The sequence below is a fragment of the uncultured Arenimonas sp. genome (assembly GCF_963976025.1).
In the GTDB taxonomy this organism is placed as follows: domain Bacteria; phylum Pseudomonadota; class Gammaproteobacteria; order Xanthomonadales; family Xanthomonadaceae; genus Arenimonas.
On the sequence record NZ_CAXBJS010000041.1, the window covers coordinates 1 to 19,740 of the forward strand.

14 protein-coding genes and 1 pseudogene are annotated in these 19,740 nt (G+C 70.4%); 8 read left to right on the forward strand and 7 right to left on the reverse strand.

The window, feature by feature from the left end; all coding sequences use genetic code 11:
• From AACZ35_RS04920 to AACZ35_RS04930, 3 genes are all read left to right on the forward strand, one after another.
• A partial coding sequence (locus AACZ35_RS04920; protein WP_339826705.1) for a 3'-5' exonuclease occupies positions 1-858 on the forward strand: 858 nt, incomplete at its 5' end.
• Between the two features lie 210 nt (positions 859-1,068).
• Complete coding sequence (dctP, locus tag AACZ35_RS04925) at positions 1,069-2,172, forward strand: TRAP transporter substrate-binding protein DctP (protein ID WP_339826707.1); 1,104 nt, start codon at positions 1,069-1,071, stop codon at positions 2,170-2,172.
• 137 nt (positions 2,173-2,309) lie between these two features.
• Positions 2,310-3,218 carry a c-type cytochrome gene (locus tag AACZ35_RS04930; protein ID WP_339826709.1) on the forward strand — a complete coding sequence of 303 codons (909 nt, stop codon included), beginning with the start codon at positions 2,310-2,312 and terminating at the stop codon, positions 3,216-3,218.
• 12 nt (positions 3,219-3,230) lie between these two features.
• Here AACZ35_RS04930 and AACZ35_RS04935 read toward each other — a convergent pair whose 3' ends face one another.
• From AACZ35_RS04935 to AACZ35_RS04945, 3 genes are read right to left on the reverse strand one after another with little or no spacing between them, the layout of a single operon-like run.
• Positions 3,231-4,607: a TRAP transporter large permease subunit gene (locus AACZ35_RS04935; protein WP_339826711.1), complete on the reverse strand. Its 1,377-nt coding sequence runs from the start codon at positions 4,605-4,607 to the stop codon at positions 3,231-3,233.
• Positions 4,608-4,609: 2 nt separating this feature from the next.
• Positions 4,610-5,125 carry a TRAP transporter small permease subunit gene (locus AACZ35_RS04940; RefSeq protein ID WP_339826713.1) on the reverse strand — a complete coding sequence of 172 codons (516 nt, stop codon included), beginning with the start codon at positions 5,123-5,125 and terminating at the stop codon, positions 4,610-4,612.
• The gene (locus tag AACZ35_RS04945) at positions 5,116-5,463 is read right to left on the reverse strand and encodes a DUF2782 domain-containing protein (protein WP_339826715.1); all 348 of its coding nucleotides are present in this window, start codon (positions 5,461-5,463) and stop codon (positions 5,116-5,118) included. The genes AACZ35_RS04940 and AACZ35_RS04945 overlap by 10 nt, the downstream gene beginning before the upstream one ends.
• A 108-nt stretch (positions 5,464-5,571) precedes the next feature.
• Here AACZ35_RS04945 and polA point away from each other — a divergent pair, with 108 nt between their 5' ends.
• Positions 5,572-8,322, forward strand: a complete 2,751-nt coding sequence (gene polA / locus AACZ35_RS04950; protein WP_339826717.1) for a DNA polymerase I — start codon at positions 5,572-5,574, stop codon at positions 8,320-8,322.
• A 245-nt stretch (positions 8,323-8,567) separates the two neighbouring features.
• Here polA and hemF read toward each other — a convergent pair whose 3' ends face one another.
• On the reverse strand, positions 8,568-9,512 hold the full coding sequence (hemF, locus tag AACZ35_RS04955) for an oxygen-dependent coproporphyrinogen oxidase (protein WP_339826719.1): 945 nt from the start codon (positions 9,510-9,512) through the stop codon (positions 8,568-8,570).
• A 68-nt stretch (positions 9,513-9,580) separates the two neighbouring features.
• Between hemF and AACZ35_RS04960 the strand changes: the two genes are divergently transcribed.
• Positions 9,581-10,480 carry a pteridine-dependent deoxygenase gene (locus AACZ35_RS04960; RefSeq protein WP_339826721.1) on the forward strand — a complete coding sequence of 300 codons (900 nt, stop codon included), beginning with the start codon at positions 9,581-9,583 and terminating at the stop codon, positions 10,478-10,480.
• 7 nt (positions 10,481-10,487) lie between these two features.
• Here AACZ35_RS04960 and AACZ35_RS04965 read toward each other — a convergent pair whose 3' ends face one another.
• Positions 10,488-12,833 carry a prolyl oligopeptidase family serine peptidase gene (locus AACZ35_RS04965; RefSeq protein ID WP_339826723.1) on the reverse strand — a complete coding sequence of 782 codons (2,346 nt, stop codon included), beginning with the start codon at positions 12,831-12,833 and terminating at the stop codon, positions 10,488-10,490.
• Between the two features lie 120 nt (positions 12,834-12,953).
• Here AACZ35_RS04965 and AACZ35_RS04970 point away from each other — a divergent pair, with 120 nt between their 5' ends.
• Positions 12,954-13,208, forward strand: coding sequence for a YcgL domain-containing protein (locus AACZ35_RS04970; RefSeq protein ID WP_339826725.1), 255 nt, complete (start codon positions 12,954-12,956; stop codon positions 13,206-13,208).
• Entirely contained in the window at positions 13,201-16,494 is a 3,294-nt protein-coding gene (locus AACZ35_RS04975) for an ankyrin repeat domain-containing protein (RefSeq protein WP_339826727.1), read from the forward strand. Before AACZ35_RS04970 ends, AACZ35_RS04975 begins: the two co-directional genes overlap by 8 nt.
• A 6-nt stretch (positions 16,495-16,500) precedes the next feature.
• On the opposite strand, the gene AACZ35_RS04980 is transcribed toward AACZ35_RS04975, so the two are convergent.
• A complete protein-coding gene (locus tag AACZ35_RS04980) occupies positions 16,501-18,318 on the reverse strand; it encodes a monovalent cation:proton antiporter-2 (CPA2) family protein (RefSeq protein ID WP_339826729.1) in 1,818 nt (605 codons plus the stop codon).
• An 88-nt stretch (positions 18,319-18,406) separates the two neighbouring features.
• Between AACZ35_RS04980 and AACZ35_RS04985 the strand changes: the two genes are divergently transcribed.
• Positions 18,407-19,210 carry a hypothetical protein gene (locus tag AACZ35_RS04985; RefSeq protein WP_339826731.1) on the forward strand — a complete coding sequence of 268 codons (804 nt, stop codon included), beginning with the start codon at positions 18,407-18,409 and terminating at the stop codon, positions 19,208-19,210.
• A 93-nt stretch (positions 19,211-19,303) separates the two neighbouring features.
• Here AACZ35_RS04985 and AACZ35_RS04990 read toward each other — a convergent pair.
• Positions 19,304-19,740: pseudogene (locus AACZ35_RS04990) on the reverse strand (transcription termination factor Rho); the annotation flags it as partial.

A 19,740-nucleotide genomic window follows, 5' to 3' on the forward strand; every position in this document is an offset into this window, starting at 1 on the left:
GCCGAAGCCATGTCGGGGGATGGCAGCGGCTTGGCCGGCCGCGCCCGCAACGCCCTGCGCGGCTTCATCGACCTGATGGCCGGCCTGGAGGCCGACATCCAGGATTCGCCGCTGCACGAGCAGTTCGACCACGTCATCACCACCTCCGGCCTGCGCGTGCACTACGCCAACGAATCGCGCGGCCAGCTCGATTCGCGCGTGGACAACCTCGACGAACTGGTGTCGGTGGCCAGCCGCTTCGAGCGCCCCGACGACGAAGAACTGGCCGGCATGTCCGACCTAGTCGCTTTCCTGGGCTACGCCGCGCTCGAAGCCGGCGAGGGCCAGGCCGAGGCCGGCGAGGACGGCGTGCAGCTGATGACCCTGCACAGCGCCAAGGGCCTGGAATTCCCGCACGTGTTCCTGGTCGGCATGGAAGAGGGCCTGTTCCCCAGCGGCCGTTCGTTGGAAGAGAGCGGCCGCCTGGAAGAAGAGCGCCGGCTGGCCTACGTCGGCCTGACCCGCGCCCGCCAGAAGCTGGTGCTGTGTTACGCCGAATCGCGCCGCCTGCACGGCATGGAAATGCTGGGTACGCCCTCGCGCTTCCTGCGCGAGATCCCGCCGGGCCTGCTGCGCGAAGTCCGCCCGAAAGTGCAGGTCAGCCGCCCCACCGGCTTTGGCCCGCCGCGCGCCGCGGCCCTGGAATCCCAGTCCGGCCCGGCCCTGCGCCTGGGCCAGCGCGTGGTACATCCCAGCTTCGGCATCGGCGTGGTCATGGACGCCGAAGGCAGCGGCTCGCACGCCCGCATCCAGGTCAACTTCGAAGACGGCGGCGCCAAGTGGCTCGTGCTCGGCTACGCCAACCTCCAACCCGCGTAGCCGGACCTCTGTGGGAGGGACTTCAGTCCCGAAGCCCTTGGCCTTTGGCCAAGCAGAGCGCCGGTTCGTGTTTCTTGCGCGACTGCACGCTACCTCCTGGAATGAACGTCGGGGCCGGCAGGAGATCAAGAGCGCAAGGCGCTCCTACAAGTGACCGGGGGAAGTCGGCATACTTCGCGGCGAACACACCGCAGCAATCCGGGGAACAGAATGAAACGACGTGAACTCCTGCGCGGCGCCGGCCTCGCCGCCGTGGCAACCGGCCTGGCCGCCTGCGGCGCCCGGCCCGAAGGCGCGGCCGACGGCGGCCCCACCGCCTCCACCGAGCGCCTGCAGTGGAAGATGGTCACGTCCTGGCCCACCAATTTCCCCGGCCTGGGCACCGGCGCGGCCAAGCTGGCCGCGATGATCACCGCCGCCAGCGGCGGCCGGCTCACGGTCAAGGTGTACGGCGCCGGTGAACTGGTGCCGGCCTTCGAAGTCTTCGACGCCGTCGGCCGCGGCACCGCCGAGATGGGCCACTCCGCCAGCTACTACTGGAAGGGCAAGGCCGCCGCCGCGCCCTTCTTCTGCGCAGTGCCCTTCGGGCTCAACGCCCAGGAAATGAACGGCTGGCTCTACGAAGGTGGCGGCCTGGAAATCTGGCGCGAGCTCTACGCGCATTTCGGCCTGGTGCCGTTCCCGGCCGGCAACACCGGCGTGCAGATGGCCGGCTGGTTCCGCAAGCCGGTCGATTCGCTGGCCGACCTGCAGGGCCTGAAGATGCGCATTCCCGGCCTGGGCGGCGAGGTCATGGCGCGCGTGGGCGCGACGCCGGTGAACCTGCCCGGCGCCGAGATCTTCAGCTCGCTTCAAACCGGCGCGATCGACGCCGCCGAGTGGGTGGGGCCGTACAACGACCTGGCCTTCGGCCTGCACCGCGCCGCCAAGTACTGCTACTACCCGGGCTGGCAGGAGCCGGGCCCCACGCTGGAATGCATGGTCAACAAGGCCGCCTTCGATGCGCTGCCGCAGGACCTGCGCGACATCGTCGACACCTGCTGCCGCGCGGTGAACGACGCGATGCTGGCCGAATACACCGCCCGCAACCAGCAGGCGCTCGACCGCCTGGTGCGCGAACACGGCGTGCAACTCCGGCAGCTGCCCGACGACGTGCTGCTGGCGCTGCGCCGCGCTTCGGACAAGGTGCTCGAGGAAACCGCGGCGGCCGATCCGCTGGCCCGCCGTGCACTCGAATCCATGCGCGCTTTCCAGGCACAGGCCAAGGCCTGGCATGCGGTATCGGAAGAGGCCTACTACGCCACCCGCGGCTGACCGTGTCGGAAGTCATGCCCGGGCGGCGCAAGGCAAACCGCGGCTGAACGCAACGGCCGGACAGTGACTTCAGGGACGGCCGCCGGATCCGCCAACTTTCGTACTTTCACATCACGATCACAAATTCGAGATGTGTCATGCGCAGTTGGGTTTCCCGCGCGGCCTGGGTGGCCGCTTCGCTGTTTATTGTTGTCGGCGCCGTTTTCGCCATTGCCTGGTTCAAGACCGAAGCCGACCTGGGCCGCGTTTATGCGGTCGCCGATCCGCCGCTGCCCATGACCAACGCCCCCGGGGCGCTGGCCCGCGGCGAGCACCTGTATACCGTCACCGGCTGCGTGGAATGCCACGGCGAAGGCGGCCGCGGCAAGGTCTTTATCGATGCCGGTCCGGTGGCCTTCGTCGTCGCGCCCAACCTGACGCCCGCCGCCGTGCGCGAACGCTACGACGCCGACGCCCTGGGCGCGGCCATCCGCCACGGCGTCGACCCGCAGGGGCGCCCGCTGCGCGTAATGCCGTCCACCGATTTCATGAACCTCTCCGACGAAGACACCGCTGCGCTGGTCGCCTACCTGCAGGCGCTGCCGTCTTCGGACAACCAGCCCGGCATCACGGAAATACGCCCGCTGGGCCGCGTGATGGCGATGTTCGGCAAGCTGCACCTGGTGCCCGCGGCCGACATCGACCACACGCCCCGCAAGCGCAGCGCGCCGCCTGCCGGCCCCACCGCCGACTACGGCGCCTACCTGGCCCAGGTCTGCACCGGCTGCCACGGCATGGCCTGGACCGGCCAGCGCGTGCCGGGCACGCCGCCGGAACTGCCGCCGGCGCCCAACCTCACTGCCCACGCCACCGGCCTGCAGGGCTGGACCGAAGCCGACTTCCTGCGCGTATTCCGCGAAGGCAAACGCCCGGACGGCAGCGACGTGCATCCGTTCATGCCCTGGCGCAGCTACGGCCGGATGAGCGACGTGGAAATGCAGGCCATCTGGAAGCACCTGTCGGCCCTGCCGCCGGCCAAGGGCCTGCCGCGCCGGACGGCCGGCTGAGTTGCCGCCGGCTCAGCCGTAGAGGTAGTCGGGCAGCGCGGTGGCCAGCCACGGGAAGGCCGCCACCGCCGCCAGCATCAGCAGTTGCAGGCCGATGAAGGGCAGCACGCCGCGATAGACGTCGCTGGTGGGCAGCTCCGGCGGCGCCACGCCGCGCAGGTAGAACAGCGCGAAGCCGAAGGGCGGCGTCAGGAAGCTGGTCTGCAGGTTGATCGCCATCATCACGCCCAGCCACACCGGGTCCACGCCCAGGGCCAGCAGCACCGGCCCGACGATCGGCACCACCACGAACACGATCTCGATGAAGTCGAGCACGAAACCCAGCACGAACATCAGCAGCATCACCGCGACGATGGCACCCCAGGTACCGCCGGGCAGCGCGGTCAGCGCGGCGTGCACCAGGTCGTCGCCGCCGTAGCCGCGGAACACCAGCGAAAACAGCGCCGCGCCCACCAGGATGGCGAACACCATCGCCGTCACCTTCACCGTTTCGCGCGCGACTTCCGCCAGGCGCGCGAAACCCAGGCGACCATAGAGCGCCGCGAACACCGTCGCGCCGACCGCGCCGACCGCCGCCGCTTCGGTGGGCGTGGCGAAGCCGCCCAGGATGGCGCCCAGCACCAGGCCGATCAGGGCCAGCGGCGGCACGATCGCCTTCACCAGCTGCCACCACGAACGCGGCTGCAGGTCGCGCAGCGCCGGCGCCCGCTCGGGATGGCGCCAGGCCACCCAAAGCGCGTACGCCAGGTACAGGCCGACCAGGCCGAGCCCCGGCAGCAGTGCGCCGGCGAACAGGTCGCCGACCGACACCGTTTCCGGCGCAAACACGCCCTGCTGCAGCTGCGCCTGCTGGTAGGCGTTGCCCAGCTGGTCGCCCAGCAGCACCAGCACGATCGAGGGCGGGATGATCTGTCCCAGGGTGCCCGAGGCGCAGATGGCGCCGCTGGCCAGGCGCGGGCAATAGCCGTGGCGTAGCATGGTCGGCAGCGAAATCAGGCCCATCGCCACCACGGTGGCGCCCACGATGCCGGTGGATGCGGCCAGCACCGCGCCAACCAGCAGCACCGCCACCACCAGGCCGCCGCGTTTGCGCCCGAACAGCGAGGCAACGGCTTCGAGCAGCAACTCGGCGATGCGCGAGCGTTCCAGCATCACGCCCATGAACACGAACAGCGGCACCGCGACCAGGGTCTCGTTGGTCATCACGCCGAAGATGCGATTGGGAAACGCCTCCAGGAAACTGGCGTCGAACAGCCCCAGCACGATGCCGGCGCCCGCCGACAGCAGCGCCACGCCGCCCAGCACGAAGGCCACCGGATAGCCGCTGGCCAGGCCCGCGAACAGGCCCAGCAGCAGCAGGAGCAACATCCACGCCTGGGGTTCGAACACGGTCAGGGATCCTGGCGCGAGGTGGCGCGGCCCAGCGCGCGGGTGGTTTCAGCCAGTCCCTGCAGCAACAGCAGCGCCGCCGACACCGGCACCAGCGCCTTGAGCAGGTACCAGCCCGGCAGGCCGCCGGGATCGCGCGAGCCTTCGCGCGCCGCCCAGCTGGCGGCCACGTAGTCGCAGCTCATCGCCACGATGAACACGCACAGCGGCAACAGCAGCAGCACGCCCGCGCCGACCTCGACCCAGGCGCGCGTGCGCGGCGACCAGCGCTGTGAAAACACGTCCACGCGCACATGGGAGCCGTGCCGCAGCGCATAAGAAAGGCCCAGAAGGAAGATCGACGCGTGCAGCCACAGCACCGCTTCCTGCGCCGCCACCGAGCCCATGCCCAGCCCATAACGCGCGACCACCAGGCCGAACACCAGCGCGACCAGCGCCAGCGCCATCAGCGCCGCCAGCCGGCCGGCCAGTTCGCTCAGCGCATCGGCCCAGCCCCGGGCCGCGGCGGTCAATCCCACTCGTAGATCGTCCAGTACACCGGCGCGACGTGTTCGACGACGTCATCGCGGTTGAATTTGCCGTTGCCGTCGGTGTCCATCAGGTAATAGGGCACGCCGCGTTCGGGCGTCACCTTCACCATGTACAGCACGCCGTTCTGGCGGTATTCCTCGACCTTGTCGCCGTTGCCTTCGGTGCGGATGCGCACCGCCGGCAGCTGGTCGCCTTCGGCCGAAGCGTGCACCTTGTCGGGAATCGGTGCCTCCTCGCGTGCGGCGGGCTCGGTGGCCGCGGGTTCCGCGGGCGGCGCGGGGTCCTGGGCGGCGAGGGCAAGAAGCAGGGGGATCAGGGCGTTCATGGCGGACTCCTGCACGCGGGAAGGCCAGCATGGCAAATGCGCCCGGGGTGCTCAAGCGCGGCCGCCGGGACGCGTAGAATCGACCGCCTGCCGAACCGGACCCCCGCCATGTCCCGCCTCGTCCTTATCGACGGATCGTCCTATCTCTACCGCGCCTTCCACGCCCTGCCGCCGCTGACCGCGCCCGACGGCTCGCCCACCGGCGCCCTGTTCGGCATCGTCAACATGCTGCGCGCCACGCTGAAGGAAAACCCGGACTTCGCCGCCTTCGTGGTGGACGCCTCCGGCCCGACCTTCCGCGACGAAATGTACGCCGAGTACAAGGCCAACCGCGCGCCCATGCCCGACGAGCTGCGCGCCCAGGTCGAACCGATGATGCAGATCGTCGAAGCCCTGGGTTTCCCGATCCTGCGGGTCCCAGGCGTCGAGGCCGACGACGTCATCGGCACCCTGGCCCTGCAGGCCCAGGCCGACGGCATCCCGGTCACCATTTCCACCGGCGACAAGGACTTCGCCCAGCTGGTGCGCCCGGGCATCACGCTCACCAACACCATGACCGGCAGCGTCACCGACGAAGCCCGGGTGATGGAAAAGTTCGGCGTGCGCCCCGACCAGATAGTCGACCTGCTGGCCCTGATGGGCGACAGCGTCGACAACGTGCCCGGCATCGACAAGTGCGGTCCCAAGACCGCCGCCAAATGGCTGGCCCAGTACGACAGCCTGGACGGCGTGATGGCCAACGCCGCCGAGGTCAAGGGCAAGATCGGCGACAACCTGCGCGCCGCGCTCGACCGCCTGCCGCTCAACCGCGACCTGGTGACCATCAAGACCGACGTGCCGCTCGACCAGGGCCCGCGCGAACTCAAGCTGCGCGGCCGCGACGTCGATGCCCTGCGCGAGCTCTACACCCGCTACGGCTTCACCGCCGCCCTGCGCGAACTCGAAGGCGGCAAGCCCGACCCGGCCACGCGCCCGGCCCAGGCCAGCCTCGCCGCGGCCGCGCAGGCAAGCGCCGGTGCCGAAGCCGCGCCCGACCCGGCGCTGGCCGCCAAGGGCGAGTACGAATGCATCACCGATCAAGAGGCGCTGGCGACCTGGGTTGAACGGCTGCGCAAGGCGCCGCTGGTCTCCTTCGATACCGAAACCGATTCGCTCGACCCCATGCGCGCCAACCTGGTCGGCCTGAGTTTCGCGGTCGAACCGGGCAAGGCCTGCTACATCCCGGTTGGCCATGATTACCCCGGCGCCCCGACGCAGCTGCCGCGCGAACAGGTGCTCGATGCGCTGCGCCCGGTGCTCGAAGACGCCGGCAAGCCCAAGCTCGGCCAGCACGGCAAGTACGACCTGCACGTGCTGCGCCGCCACGGCCTGGACGTGCGCGGTTACGCCGAAGACACCATGCTGGAAAGTTTCGTCTGCAACGCCGGCGGCCTGCGTCACGACATGGACAGCCTGGCGCGAAAATACCTGGGCTACGAAACCATCAAGTACGAACAGGTGGCCGGCAAGGGCGCCAGGCAGATCCTGTTCTCGGCGGTCGCGCTGGACGACGCCACCAACTACGCCGCCGAAGACGCCGATGTCACCCTGCGCCTGCACGGCGTGCTGTCGGAAAAGCTCGCCGCCGAACCCAGCCTGCAGGCCGTCTACCGCGACATCGAAATGCCGCTGGTGCCGGTGCTCACGCGCATGGAAGCCACCGGCGTGCTGGTGGACGCCGACGAGCTGCGCCGCCAGAGTTCGGACCTGTCCCAGCGCATGATGGCCGCGCAAAAACGCGCGCATGAAATCGCCGGCCGCGCCTTCAACCTCGATTCGCCCAAGCAGCTCGGCGCCCTGCTGTTCGACGAACTCAAGCTGCCGGTGGTGGTGAAAACCCCGGGCGGCGCGCCGTCCACCAACGAAGAAGCGCTGGAAGCGATCGCCGACCAGCACGAACTGCCCAAGCTGGTGCTCGAATACCGCGGCCTGGCCAAGCTGCGCAACACATACACCGACAAGCTGCCGGAGATGATCAATCCCGACACTGGCCGCGTGCACACCAGCTACCACCAGGCCGGCGCCGCTACCGGCCGGCTGAGTTCGAACGACCCGAACCTGCAGAACATCCCGATCCGCACCCCCGACGGCCGCCGCATCCGCACCGCTTTCATCGCGCCCAGGGGCCGCAAGATCGTCGCCTGCGACTACTCGCAGATCGAGCTGCGCATCATGGCCCACCTGTCCGGCGACCAAGGCCTGCTGCAGGCTTTCGAAAGTGGCCAGGACGTGCACAAGGCCACCGCGGCCGAGGTGTTCGGCGTCGCCGTGGACGAAGTCAGCGGCGACCAGCGGCGCGCCGCAAAGGCGATCAACTTCGGCCTGATGTACGGCATGAGCGCCTGGGGCCTGGCGCGCCAGCTCGGCATCGGCCGCGGCGAGGCGCAGGACTACATCGCGCTTTATTTCAGCCACTACCCCGGCGTGCGCGACTACATGGAGCGTGTGCGCCAGCAGGCGCGCGAGCAGGGTTACGTCGAAACCGTGTTCGGCCGTCGCCTGCAGCTCAACGAAATCCACTCGCGCAACCAGGCCCAGCGCGCCGGCGCCGAACGCGCGGCGATCAACGCGCCGATGCAGGGCACCGCGGCCGATATCATCAAGCGCGCCATGGTCACCGTGGACAAGTGGCTGGACGGCCACCGCGACAAGGCCGCGATGCTGATGCAGGTGCACGACGAACTGGTCTTCGAAGTCGAGGCCGGTTTCGTGGACACCCTGGTGGCCGAGGTCCGTCAGCGCATGTCCGCCGCGGCCGAGCTTAAGGTTGCGCTGGTGGTGGACGTGGGGGTGGGCGAAAACTGGGACGAAGCGCACTGATTCTTGCGCAGAAATACGCTTAGATATCAACCGCTTGGGAGCAAGTGAACAAGTCCTGAACCGAACACGGTTTTAACGCGTCTGTTCACGAACTTCTCATGCACAGGGGGGTCTACTAGGCGCGTCGGATGCAAGGTCCGGCGCAGGATCACTCCCTCCCCTGAGTGGATCCAATCGGAGCAGGGTTCTCCCCAACCTGCGCTCCAACCCCTGACCCCGCGGGCTTCCCCTGGCCCGCGGGGTTTTTATTTGCCCGCCGGCGGCCCGGAAATCCAGTCGCGCGGCCGCAGGTAGTCGGCCAGGCGGGCTTCGGCGCTGCCGGGCTCCGGGACATAGGCGTATTCGAAGCGCACCCGGGGCGGCAGGCTCATCAGGATCGATTCGGTGCGGCCGCCGCTTTGCAGCCCGAACAGGGTGCCCCGGTCCCAGACCAGGTTGAACTCCACGTAGCGCCCCCGCCGGTAGAGCTGGAACTCCCGCTCGCGCTCCCCGTAGGGCGTGTCCTTGCGGCGCTTCACGATCGGCAGGTAGGCGTCCAGGAAACCGGCGCCCACGGCCCGGGTGTAACCGAAACAGGCCTCGAAGCCGTCCGCGTGCAGGTCGTCGTAGAACAGCCCGCCCACGCCGCGGGTTTCATCGCGGTGCTTGAGGAAAAAATACCGGTCGCACCAGGCCTTGTGCTCGGCGTAGCGCTGCTCGCCGAAGGGCGCGCACAGGTCGCTGGCCACCTGGTGCCAATGCCGCACGTCCTCGTCGACCGGGTAGAACGGGGTCAGGTCGAAACCCCCGCCGAACCACCAGATGGGTTCGCGGCCTTCCGGGCGGGCCTCGAAGAAGCGCACGTTCGCGTGCGAGGTGGGCACGTGCGGGTTGCGCGGGTGGATCACCAGCGACACGCCCGCGGCCCGCCAGGGCGCGCCCGCCAGTTCGGGCCGGTGCGCGCTGGCCGAGCCCGGCAGCGACGGCCCGGACACGTCGGAGAAGTTCACCCCGGCCTGCTCGAACACGGCACCTTCCTTCAGGACGCGGGTGCGGCCACCCCCGGCCATCGACGGTCCCTTGCTGGGGTCGGCGCGTTCGCGCGTCCACTCGTCCTGCTCGAAGCGGCCACCGTCCACCGATTCCAGGCCCGCGCAGATGCGGTCCTGCAGGTCGCGGAGGAAGGCGTGCACGGCGTTGAAATCGGTCATGGCGGCGTCTGTTCGTGGCTGGCGACCATGATAGCCGCCCGCGCCGGCCGCTATAATCGCCACCAGCAATGAACTCCCCCACGCCCCCGCGCCTGCGCGTCACGGCCGACACCGGCTCCGACGCCCTGGTCGCCTTCATCTTCGGAACCGCCGCCGCCGTGCCCAGCGCGGTCGACTGCGGCCTGCTCGCCGGCCCGCCGGTCGAAGCCTGGTGCGGCAACGGCCACTACGTCGTGCGCGTGATCGAGGAAACTGAAACCGGCGGCGACATCGAAGCCGCCACGGCCCGGGCCTATGCTCGGCTGCTGGCCGAGGTGCGGCCGTCCACGCACCCCTACCTGATCCGCATCTGGAACTACTTCGCCGCCATCAACGAAGGCGAGGGCGACCAGGAGCGCTACCGGCGCTTCTGCGTCGGCCGCGCCGGCGCCGTGGACGGCATGTTCAACCAGCCGCCGCCTGCCGCCACGGCCATCGGCAGCGACGGCGTGCCGGGCCGGCTGCAGGTGGTGGCGCTGTGTTCGAAGGCGCCGGCCATCGCGCTGGAAAACCCGCGGCAGACGCCGGCCTGGCGTTACCCGCGCGAACACGGGCCGGTGTCGCCCGGCTTCTCGCGCGGCGCGGTGCTCGACGGCGACACGGTGCAACCGCGGCTGCTGGCCTCGGGCACGGCCAGCATCGTCGGCCATGTCTCCCAGCACGTCGGTGACTTCGCCGCCCAGCTGCGGGAAAGCCTGGACAACCTGGCCACGCTGCTCGACCAGGGCCACCAGGCCACCGGCCGAGAATTCCCGCTGGCCCGCTGCGAAGCCCTGCGCGTCTACCTGCGCCACCCGGGTGACCTGGCCGCCGCCCAGGCCATCCTGGCCACGGCGGGCCTGCCGGGCGAGCGCATCAGCTACCTGCGCGGCGACATCTGCCGCCGCGACCTCGACGTCGAACTCGAAGGCGTGTTCGTGGCGGCCTGAGGCCGCCTTATTTCAGGTTCTCGTCGAACAGCTCGTAGATGCGCCGGTACTGGTCGTACCAGCTTTCCGGATGCTGGTAGCCGTGGCGTTCGAGCGGGTAGCTGGCCATTTCCCAGTCGTGCTTCTTGAGCTCGATCAGGCGCTGCGCCAGCCGAACCGAGTCCTGGTAGAACACGTTGTCGTCGATCATGCCGTGGCTGATCAGCAGGTGGCCGCGCAGGTTTTCCGCGTATTCGATCGGCGAGCTGCGCTTGTAGGCCTCCGGGTCCAGCTCCGGCGTGTTGAGGATGTTGGACGTGTACTCGTGGTTGTAGCTGGTCCAGTCGGTCACCGGGCGCAGCGCGGCGCCGGCCTTGAACACGTCGGGTTCGCGGAACAGCGCCATGAACGCCATGAAGCCGCCGTAGCTGCCGCCGTAGACACCCACGTTTTCGGCGTCGCCCTGGTGCTCGGCGACCATGTACTTCACGCCGTCCACGTAGTCCTCCAGCTCGGGGTGGCCCATGCGGCGGTAGATCGCCGTGCGCCAGTCGCGGCCGTAACCTTCCGAAGCGCGGTAGTCCATGTCCAGCACGATGAAACCGTTCTCCACCAGCAGCTGGTGGAACATCTGCTCGCGGAAATACGCCGGCCAGCGCGCGTGCACGTTCTGCAGGTAGCCGGCGCCGTGCACGAACATCACCACCGGGTACTTGCGGCCCTCTTCCAGGGTTTCGGGGCGGTAGAGCTTGGCCCAGATGTTGCCGGCGCCGTGGCTGGACGGCACCTGCACGACCTTCGGCGCCAGCCACTGGCGTGCGGCGAAATCGGCGCTGCGGGTGTCGGTGAGCTTGCGGGCTTCGCCGCCGGCCACCGGCTGCACCGCCAGCTGCGGCGGCACGTGCGACTGCGACCAGCGCAGCAGCAGCTGCGTTCCGTCCGGCGACAGCGCGAAATCCTCGACGCCGTCGAGTGCAGTCACTTCGCGCACTTCGCCGCCGGTGCTGGGCACCGCGCAGACTTCGTAGTCACCCGGCCATTCGCGGTTGCAGACGAAATAGGCGGTGACGCCATCGGGCGACCACTGCGGCGCGGAAACTTCCCAGCGGCCGGTGGTCAGGCGGTTGGCGCGCTCGCCCGGCACCACGGTGTAGAGGTGGGAAAAGCCGGATTCTTCGCTCAGGTACCACAGCGTGCGGCCGCCCGGCAGCCAGCCGAAGTCGTTGAAGCCCCAGTTGATCCAGGCTGGGTCGGTCAGCCGGTGCGCGGGCACCAGCTTGCCGCCGGCCAGGTCGACGGTGGCGATCCAGCGGTCCTTGTTGTCCACCGCGCGCGCCATCAGCGCCACGTTGCCGCCGTTGTCGCTCCACAGCACGCTGTCTATGCGCACCGTGCGGTCGCCCTTGAGCGGGTCCTGGCCGGCGGCCTTGCGCATTTCGGCCAGCGGGTCGCGGCCGATGCCGGGCAGGCTGGAAAGCGCCAGCTCGCGATGGCTGCCGTCGGCCAGGTCCACCAGCACCAGCTGCTGGCCCTGCGGCGGGTTGCGGCCGACGCGCACGCGCACGTCCTCGACTTCTTCGTAACCGGACTCGGTCACGTACTTGGGCATCTTGCCGGCGCGGCCGGATTCGTGGTCCTTGGCTTCGGTGACCACCAGCAGCCAGCGGCCGTCGGGTGACATGGCGCTGTTGGCGATGGTGATCTTGTCGCCCAGGTACACCGGTGCCGCGGCGCGGCTGGGGTCGGCTTCGCGCAGGGCCTCGGCGTTTTCACGCTGGGCTTCGCGGAAGGCTTTTTCGCGCGCCAGCTGCGTGCTCAGGCGCAGCTGGTGCTCGCGCAGCGCGTCCTCTTCCGGGTCGGCGGCCGGGTCTTTTTCCGCGCGCGGCAGCGCAGCCGGCTGCACCAGGCGGGTGGCCGAATCCCAGCGGAACCAGTCGTTGCCCACGCGCCAGATGACGCTGCGGCCGTCGGCGCCGAAACGCGGGTCGGCTTCGGCGTCGGTGCTGCGGGTCAGCTGCACCAGCGGCCCGCCCAGCACGCGCAGGAAAACGTCGCCGTTGCGGATGAAGACCGCCTGCCGGCGGCTCGGGTCGAACACCGGGCGCGCGGCGTCGAGTTCCGCCAGGGCGGCGCCTTCGACCTTCGCCGGTTCGCCGCCGGCCACGGGCACCGTCCAGGTGTCGCGCACCGGGCTGCCTTCGCGCTTGAGCGTGTACAGCGCGCGCTGGCCGTCGAGCGACCACCAGGCCGATTCGACCGGCGGCCCGATCCAGTCCGGGTGGGACATCGCCTTGTCGAGCGTAAGCGGTTCCTGGGCCAGCGCCGGCAGGGCGCAGGCGGTAACCAGGGCAAGGACGGCAAGGCGAAGTCGCATGGAGGCTCCGGGAGTCAAATCTGGCCGGCAAGCCTAACAAAGCCGGCGCGGCTGGCGCGTGTGCGGCTTTTCCCACCCGGCGTTTGCGGCGACAATCGCCCAACCCAGCGCGGCGATGCCATGCAAGCCTACGTTTACAAATCCCTGCGCAAGCCCGACACCTATCTTTACCTGCGCAAACAGGACGACTTTTCCATGCTGCCGCCGGCGGTGCGCGAGCCGCTGGGTGAGCTGGTCTTCGTGCTTGAGTTCGCCCTGACCGCCAACCGCCGCCTGGCCCGCGCCGACCCGGCGGTGGTGCTGGCCAACCTGCAGGCGCACGGTTTCCACCTGCAGTTCCCGCCCACCGTGCTGGACCCGATGGTCGATGGCTGACGCCTCCCGAGCCTGGCAGGCCTGGGCCTGGCTGGCGCTGGGCGCCGCCCTGTCCGCGGCCCTGTTGCTTGGCCAGGCCTGGACCGCGCTGCCGGCGCTGCTCGCGCAACCCGCGTTCGCGCTGGGCCTGGCGCGGCTGCGCGGGCTGCGCGCCGACCTGCCGGCGCCGGTGCAGCGCCGGGACGCCGGCGCCCTGGCCACGCTCTGGGCCCTGGGCCTGGCCGGGTTGTGGCTGGCCGTGGCCTGGCCACTGCAGGCCCTGCTTGAAACCGGCACCCTGGCCGCCGCGCTGGGCCTGGGCACGCTGGGCGGCCTGGCGCTGCTGGGCCTGTGGCGGGCCTGGCCGGCCTTCGGCCTGGCCGGCCGCAGCGGCGGTGCCTTGCCCGCGCTGGCGGCCCAGGTGGGCAACGGCGGCCCGGCCGACGCAGGCCGCGGCTTCATGGTGGCGCTGGCGGTGTTCGTGGTGCTGGCGGCCATTCTGGGCCTGGCCTGGCCCGGGCTGCTGCCGGCGTTGGCCAGGCCCTTCGCCGTCGCGGGTTTCGTGCTCGTTTCGCTGCTGGCGCACGGGCTGGTGCAGACCTTCGGCAAGCCGCCCGAGATGGCGGGCAATCGCCTGCCGGCCAATCTGCCGATCGTCGGCGATGAAGACGAGGCGCCGCCGGCGCCGGCCGAAGACGCGCAGGATCCGGACGAGCGCCTGCTTGCCGCCACCCGCGCCGGCCGCATCGAAGCCGCCCTGGCCGCCCTGGCCGACGGCGCCGACCCGGAATCCCTGCCGGCTCCGGAGGACCGCGACCAGCGCAGCCTGCCGATGCTGGCCGCCCTGCTGGGCGACCTGCGCCTGCTGCGCGACCTGATCGCCCGCGGTGTCGACCTCAACGCCGAACACGCGGGCCTGACGCCCCTGCTGGCGGCCACCCGCGACAGCTGGCACGGCCGGCCCGAAGCGGTGATGACCCTGTTGGCCAATGGCGCCGACCCGCGCCACGCCGACGCCGACGGCAATACCGCCCTGCACCACGCCGCGCGCAGCACCGACCCGGCGGTGGCGGCGCTGCTGCTCGACGCCGGCGCCACGCTCGAGGCGCTCAACGCCGACGGCTTCAGCGCCCTGGGCGTGGCCTGCGCCAGCGGCAACTGGCGCCTGGCCAAGTTCCTGATCGAACGCGGCGCCAAACCCGAACCCCAGGACGGCCAGCCGGCCCTGCTGGCGGCGGCCGGCGGCGACGACGATCCCGCCGGCGTGCAGCTCCTGCTGCGCCACAAGGCACGCGTGGATTCGCGCGGGCACGGCCAGCGCAGCGCGCTGCACGTGGCCTGCGCAGCCGGCAATGCCGACGTGGCCGGCTGCCTGCTCGATGCCGGCGCCGACCGCAACGCCCGCGACGCCGAGGGCACGACGCCCCTGCTCGAAGCCGCCCGTCACGGCCAGGCCGCGGTGCTGGCCAGGCTGGCGCAGGCGCGCCCGGATGTCGCGGCGGTGGACGAACGTGGCCGCAACGCCCTGGTGCTGGCCGCCGAATCCGAGGCCGGCCCGGAGTTCCTGCGCCATCTCATCGCCATGGGCGTGGACCCCGAGCAGCGCGACCAGGACGGCCGCCGCGCGCTGGAACACGCCCTGGGCGCCGGCCGCTGGCCGCTGGTGGCGGTGCTCGACCCGACCTACCCGCTGCCCGCCAGCGTCGCCGAAGGCCTGGCCGAAGGCAGCTTCGAAAAAAGCCCGCGCGAACTGCTGCGCGAAGCCCTGGTCGCCGGCAGGCTGGAATCGGCCGAAGCCATGCTGCGCCTCGGCGCCGGCCCCGATGCCACCGGCCTGGCCTCGCTGCTGCTTGAGTTCGCCGGCGACGCCGACCTGGCCATGTTCGAGTGGCTGCTGCGGCACGGCGCCGTCGCCGACACCCGCGTGGACGACCAGGACAGCGCCTTCATGCACCTGCTCGACCGCGGCGGCCTGGCCTGCGCGGCGCTGCAGCGCCTGCTCGACCGCGGCCAGCCGGTGGGCGGACGCGGCGGCCTGGCGCGCTGGCTGCAGGCCTGCCTGGCCGGCGAACACGTCAGCCGCGGCCACGAAAATTTCGCGATGGCCCTGCTCGAGCGCGGCGCCGACGCCTTCGGTGGCGCGCCGGCCGACCCGCCGCTGGGCCTGGCCATCCGCCTGGGCTGGCTGCGCCTGGCCCAAGCGCTGCTGACTGCCGGTGCCAACCCGAACGACCGCGACGGCCACGGCCACACGCCCCTGCACGCCGCCGCGGCGTTGGGCCGCGAGGGCGCGCTTCAGCTGCTGGTCCGCCACGGCGCTTCGCCGGCGCTGTGCGCGCCGGACGGGCAGACGCCGCTGGGCCTGGCCCTGGCCGCGGAGCGGCGCGAGCTGTCGCACTGGCTGGAATGGCGGCAGTGGCAGCTGCCCGGGCGCACCCTGCAGCCGGCCGACCTGCCGGCCGCCGCGATGGCCGGGGACGCCGAAGCCGTGGGCCGCCTGCTGGAACTGGACCTGCCGGTAGACGCCATCGATGCCCAGGGCTGCACCGCGCTGCTGCGTGCGGCCGGCGGCGGCCACGAAGCGGTGGTCGAACAGCTGCTCAGCCGCGGCGCCGACACCCGCATCGCCGCGCGCACCGGCGCGACGCCGCTTTCGGCGGCGATCAGCATGCGCCACGTCGGCGTGGTCGACCGCCTGCTGCGCGCCGGCGCCGAACCCGACCTGCCGCTGCCGGGTGAAGTGACGCCGCTGATGCTGGCCGCCGCGCTGGGCCAGCCCGAGCTCATTTCGCGCCTGCTTGCCCACGGCGCCGACCCCGAGGCTCGCGACGCCCAGGGCCTGTCGCCGCTGCACTGCGCGGCCCTGCACGCGTTTTCCTCGCGCGACCGCCAGCGCGTGCTGGCGCTGATGGACGTGCTGCTGCTGGCCGACGTCGAGCCCGACGCGCCCAACGCCGCCGGCCAGACGCCGCTGCTGCTGTTGCTTGGCGCGCGCGCCGAGCCCGGCACCGCCTGCGACGAAGACGTATTGCTGGCCGGACTCGAGCGCCTGCTGGCCGAAGGGGTTGCCCTGGATGCCGCCGACCAGCGCGGCCTCACGCCCCTGCACCTGGCCGCGATGCACGGCCTGGCGCGCGTGGTGCAGCGCCTGCTGCGCGAAGGCGCCGACCGCCAGGCCCGCGACACCCTGGGCCGCACGCCGCACGACCTGGCGGTGCTGCGCGGATTCGTGGACGTTGCCGCCGAGTTCGAACCCGGCCGCGCCGGCCCACCGTCGCTGGCGCGTTTCCTGCGCGAGCGCGACTAGGCCGCGCTAACGCCCGGCGTCGCCGTCGTCTTCGGCGGCTTCGTCGGGGCTCAGGTCGGCTTCGAACAGGGTTTCCAGGTCCACCAGCGCTTCCTGCGATGACGCCACCAGCGCGGCCTCGTCGTCGTAAACCAGGTGCTGGCGGCGCAGCAGCAGTTCGTCGTGCTGGCGGAACCGTTCGGTATTGCGTTCGGCCTCTTCGGCCGGCACGCCCAGGGCCTCCATCACCTTGCGGCCCATCACCAGGCTGGAATGGAAGGTTTCGCGGGTGACTTCGGCGTCCAGGTCCATCAGCCGGAAGGCATGCTGGCGGTTGCGCGCGCGGGCGAACACCTTCAGGTGCGGGTACATGCGCTTCACCAGGCGCGCGGTGCGAACGTTCGCGTCCGGGTCGTCGGTGGTCAGCACGAAGACCTCGGCGCGGTCGGCGTGCGCCGCGCGCAGCAGGTCGGCGCGGGCCGGGTCGCCGTAGTAGATCTTGGTGCCGAAGCGGCGGGAAACATCCACCTGGTCGGCGCTGTTCTCCAGCGCGGTGAAGGGGATCTTCTGCGCGCGCATCATGCGCCCGACGATCTGCCCGACCCGGCCGAAGCCGGCGATGATCACGCGCGGATGGTCGTGGTCGATGTCGTCGGGCTCGCGTTTTTTCTCTTCCGAGGGGTGTTCGCGCAGCCAGCGCGCCACCACCAGCAGGATCAGCGGCGTCGCTGCCATCGACAGGCCGATGACCACGAACAGCTGGTCGCGCAGCTGCGCATCCATCAGTCCGGCCTTCAGCGCTTCGGCAAACACCACGAAGCCGAACTCACCGCCCATCGCCAGCACGGCGCCCAGCTGCACGGCCTGGCGCCAGTCCAGGCCGCCGGTGAAGCGACCCACCGCCAGCAGCACCAGGATCTTGAGCGTCAGCAGGCCCAGCACGCCGCCGGCGATCATCGCCGGCTGGTCGGCAATCACGTCCAGGTCGATGCTCATGCCGATGGCGATGAAGAAAAGGCCCAGGAACAGGCCCTTGAAGGGTTCGATATGCGATTCAAGTTCGTGCCGGAACTCCGACTCGGCCAGCAGCACGCCGGCCAGGAAGGCGCCCAGGCCCATCGACAGCCCGGCCTGGTCCATGATCCAGGCGTTGCCCACCACCACCAGCAGCGCGCTGGCGGTGAACACTTCCACCGACCGCGCCTTGGCCACCACCCGCAGCAGGTGGCGCAGCAGGAACCGCCCGCCGATCACGACCGCCAGGATCGCGCCGACCGCGATCACCACGCTGTCGAGCGGCGGCGCCGAACGTTCCAGCGCCTTGGCCGCGCCCAGCAGCGGGATCGCCGCCAGCAGCGGGATGGCGATGAGGTCCTGGAAGAGCAGGATCGCGAACGCCACGCGCCCGTGTTCGGTGGTCAGCTCCTTGCGTTCGGCCAGCAGCTGCAGGCCCACCGCGGTGGACGACAAGGCCAGGCCCATGCCGATAACCAGCGGCGCCTTCCAGCCATCCACGCCCAGCGCCGCGATGGCGGCGATGGCCGCGGCCGAAACAAACACCTGCAGGCCACCGGTGCCGAACACCTTGCGCCGCATCACCCACAGGCGCGCCGGGCTCAGCTCCAGGCCGATCACGAACAGCAGCATCACCACGCCCAGCTCGGACGCGGCCAGCACGTCGTCGGGGTCGGGCACCAGCGACAGCCCGTCCGGGCCGATCGCCACGCCGGCCGCCAGGTAACCCAGGATCGCGCCCAGGCCCAGCCGACGGAACAGCGGCACCGCGATCACCGCGGCGATGAGGAAGACCAGCAACAGGGCGAGGAAACCGCTGGAATCGTGCATGCGGGGATTATGCCCCGGAGGTGCTGCCGTTGAACGGTCATGGGCCGGATGCTTTACTTGCGCCCACACGATTTTCGGAGACACCGGCATGAAACTCTGGATGGCCAGCCTGCTGCTGGCCCTGGCGGGTATCACCCAGGCGGCCGACACGGCGCGCTTCACGGCCACGGTTGACGGCCGGTTGACCATTGGCCCGGAAGGCCAGGTGGTTGACGTGAAGCTGGAGGACGCTGAGTGGATGGGCGAGGCGGTGATGGAGGGCTACCTGCAGAAAATCCGCAGCTGGCGTTTCCAGCCGGTCATCGAGGACGGCAAGGCGGTCAACGCCAGCAGCCCCATGCGCCTGCATCTTGCTGCCGTGCGCGACGATGCGAACAAGACCGCGCATTTCGCCATCGAACAGGCGGATTTCCTGGACCCGAAGCAAGCCCGGCGTCTCCCGTCGGGCATAAAGAACCGGCCGTACTATCCTGAGGATGCCGTGCGCTACGGGGTTGGCGCGACGGTCCTGCTGGTGGCGCGCGTGGACGAGGAAGGGGTTCCCGTGGACCTGGCGGTGGAGTACCTGCACCTGAGCGGCCAGGACATCGGCAGCCATGCACCTCGTATCGCCAGCCTGTTCGCGCGGGCGACCCAGGCCGCCGCACGCCGTTGGCGGTTCGAGGGCGTGCCGACTGGCCTTGTACGCATCCCGGTCAAGTACACGCCGCCGGCTTTTTCGCCGCCGCGCGCCGGCTGGGAGCGCGTTTACCCGGTGCCGATGGAGGCGCCGGCCTGGCTGGGCGAGGCCCTGGCCGGGGACGCCCCGGTACAGGAGCTGGCCGACAACGGTACGCCGGCGTCGCCGACACTGCGCCTGCTCACCCCGCTCGACCCGCGCCTGGGCGGCTGAGCCCGCCACCGCGCGGCCACGAAAAAGCCGGCCCTGGGGCCGGCTTTTTCTTTTCGCGCTTCGGGACCGGGGTCCCTCCCACAAAAGCGGGGCTCAGCGCTTCATCGAACTGAAGAACTCGTCGTTGGACTTGGTGTTCTTCATCTTTTCCAGCAGGAACTCCATCGCGGCCAGCTCGTCCATCGGGTGCAGCAGCTTCCGGAGGATCCAGATCTTCTGCAGCATGTCCGGTTCGATCAGCAGCTCTTCGCGGCGGGTGCCGGAGCGGTTGATGTTGATGGCCGGGTAAACGCGCTTTTCGGCGATGCGGCGGTCCAGGTGCACTTCGGAGTTGCCGGTGCCCTTGAACTCTTCGTAGATCACCTCGTCCATCTTCGAGCCCGTCTCAACGAGGGCAGTCGCAATGATCGTCAGCGAACCGCCTTCCTCGACGTTGCGGGCCGCGCCGAAGAAACGCTTCGGGCGATGCAGCGCGTTGGCGTCGACACCGCCGGTCAGCACCTTGCCGGAGCTGGGCACCACGGTGTTGT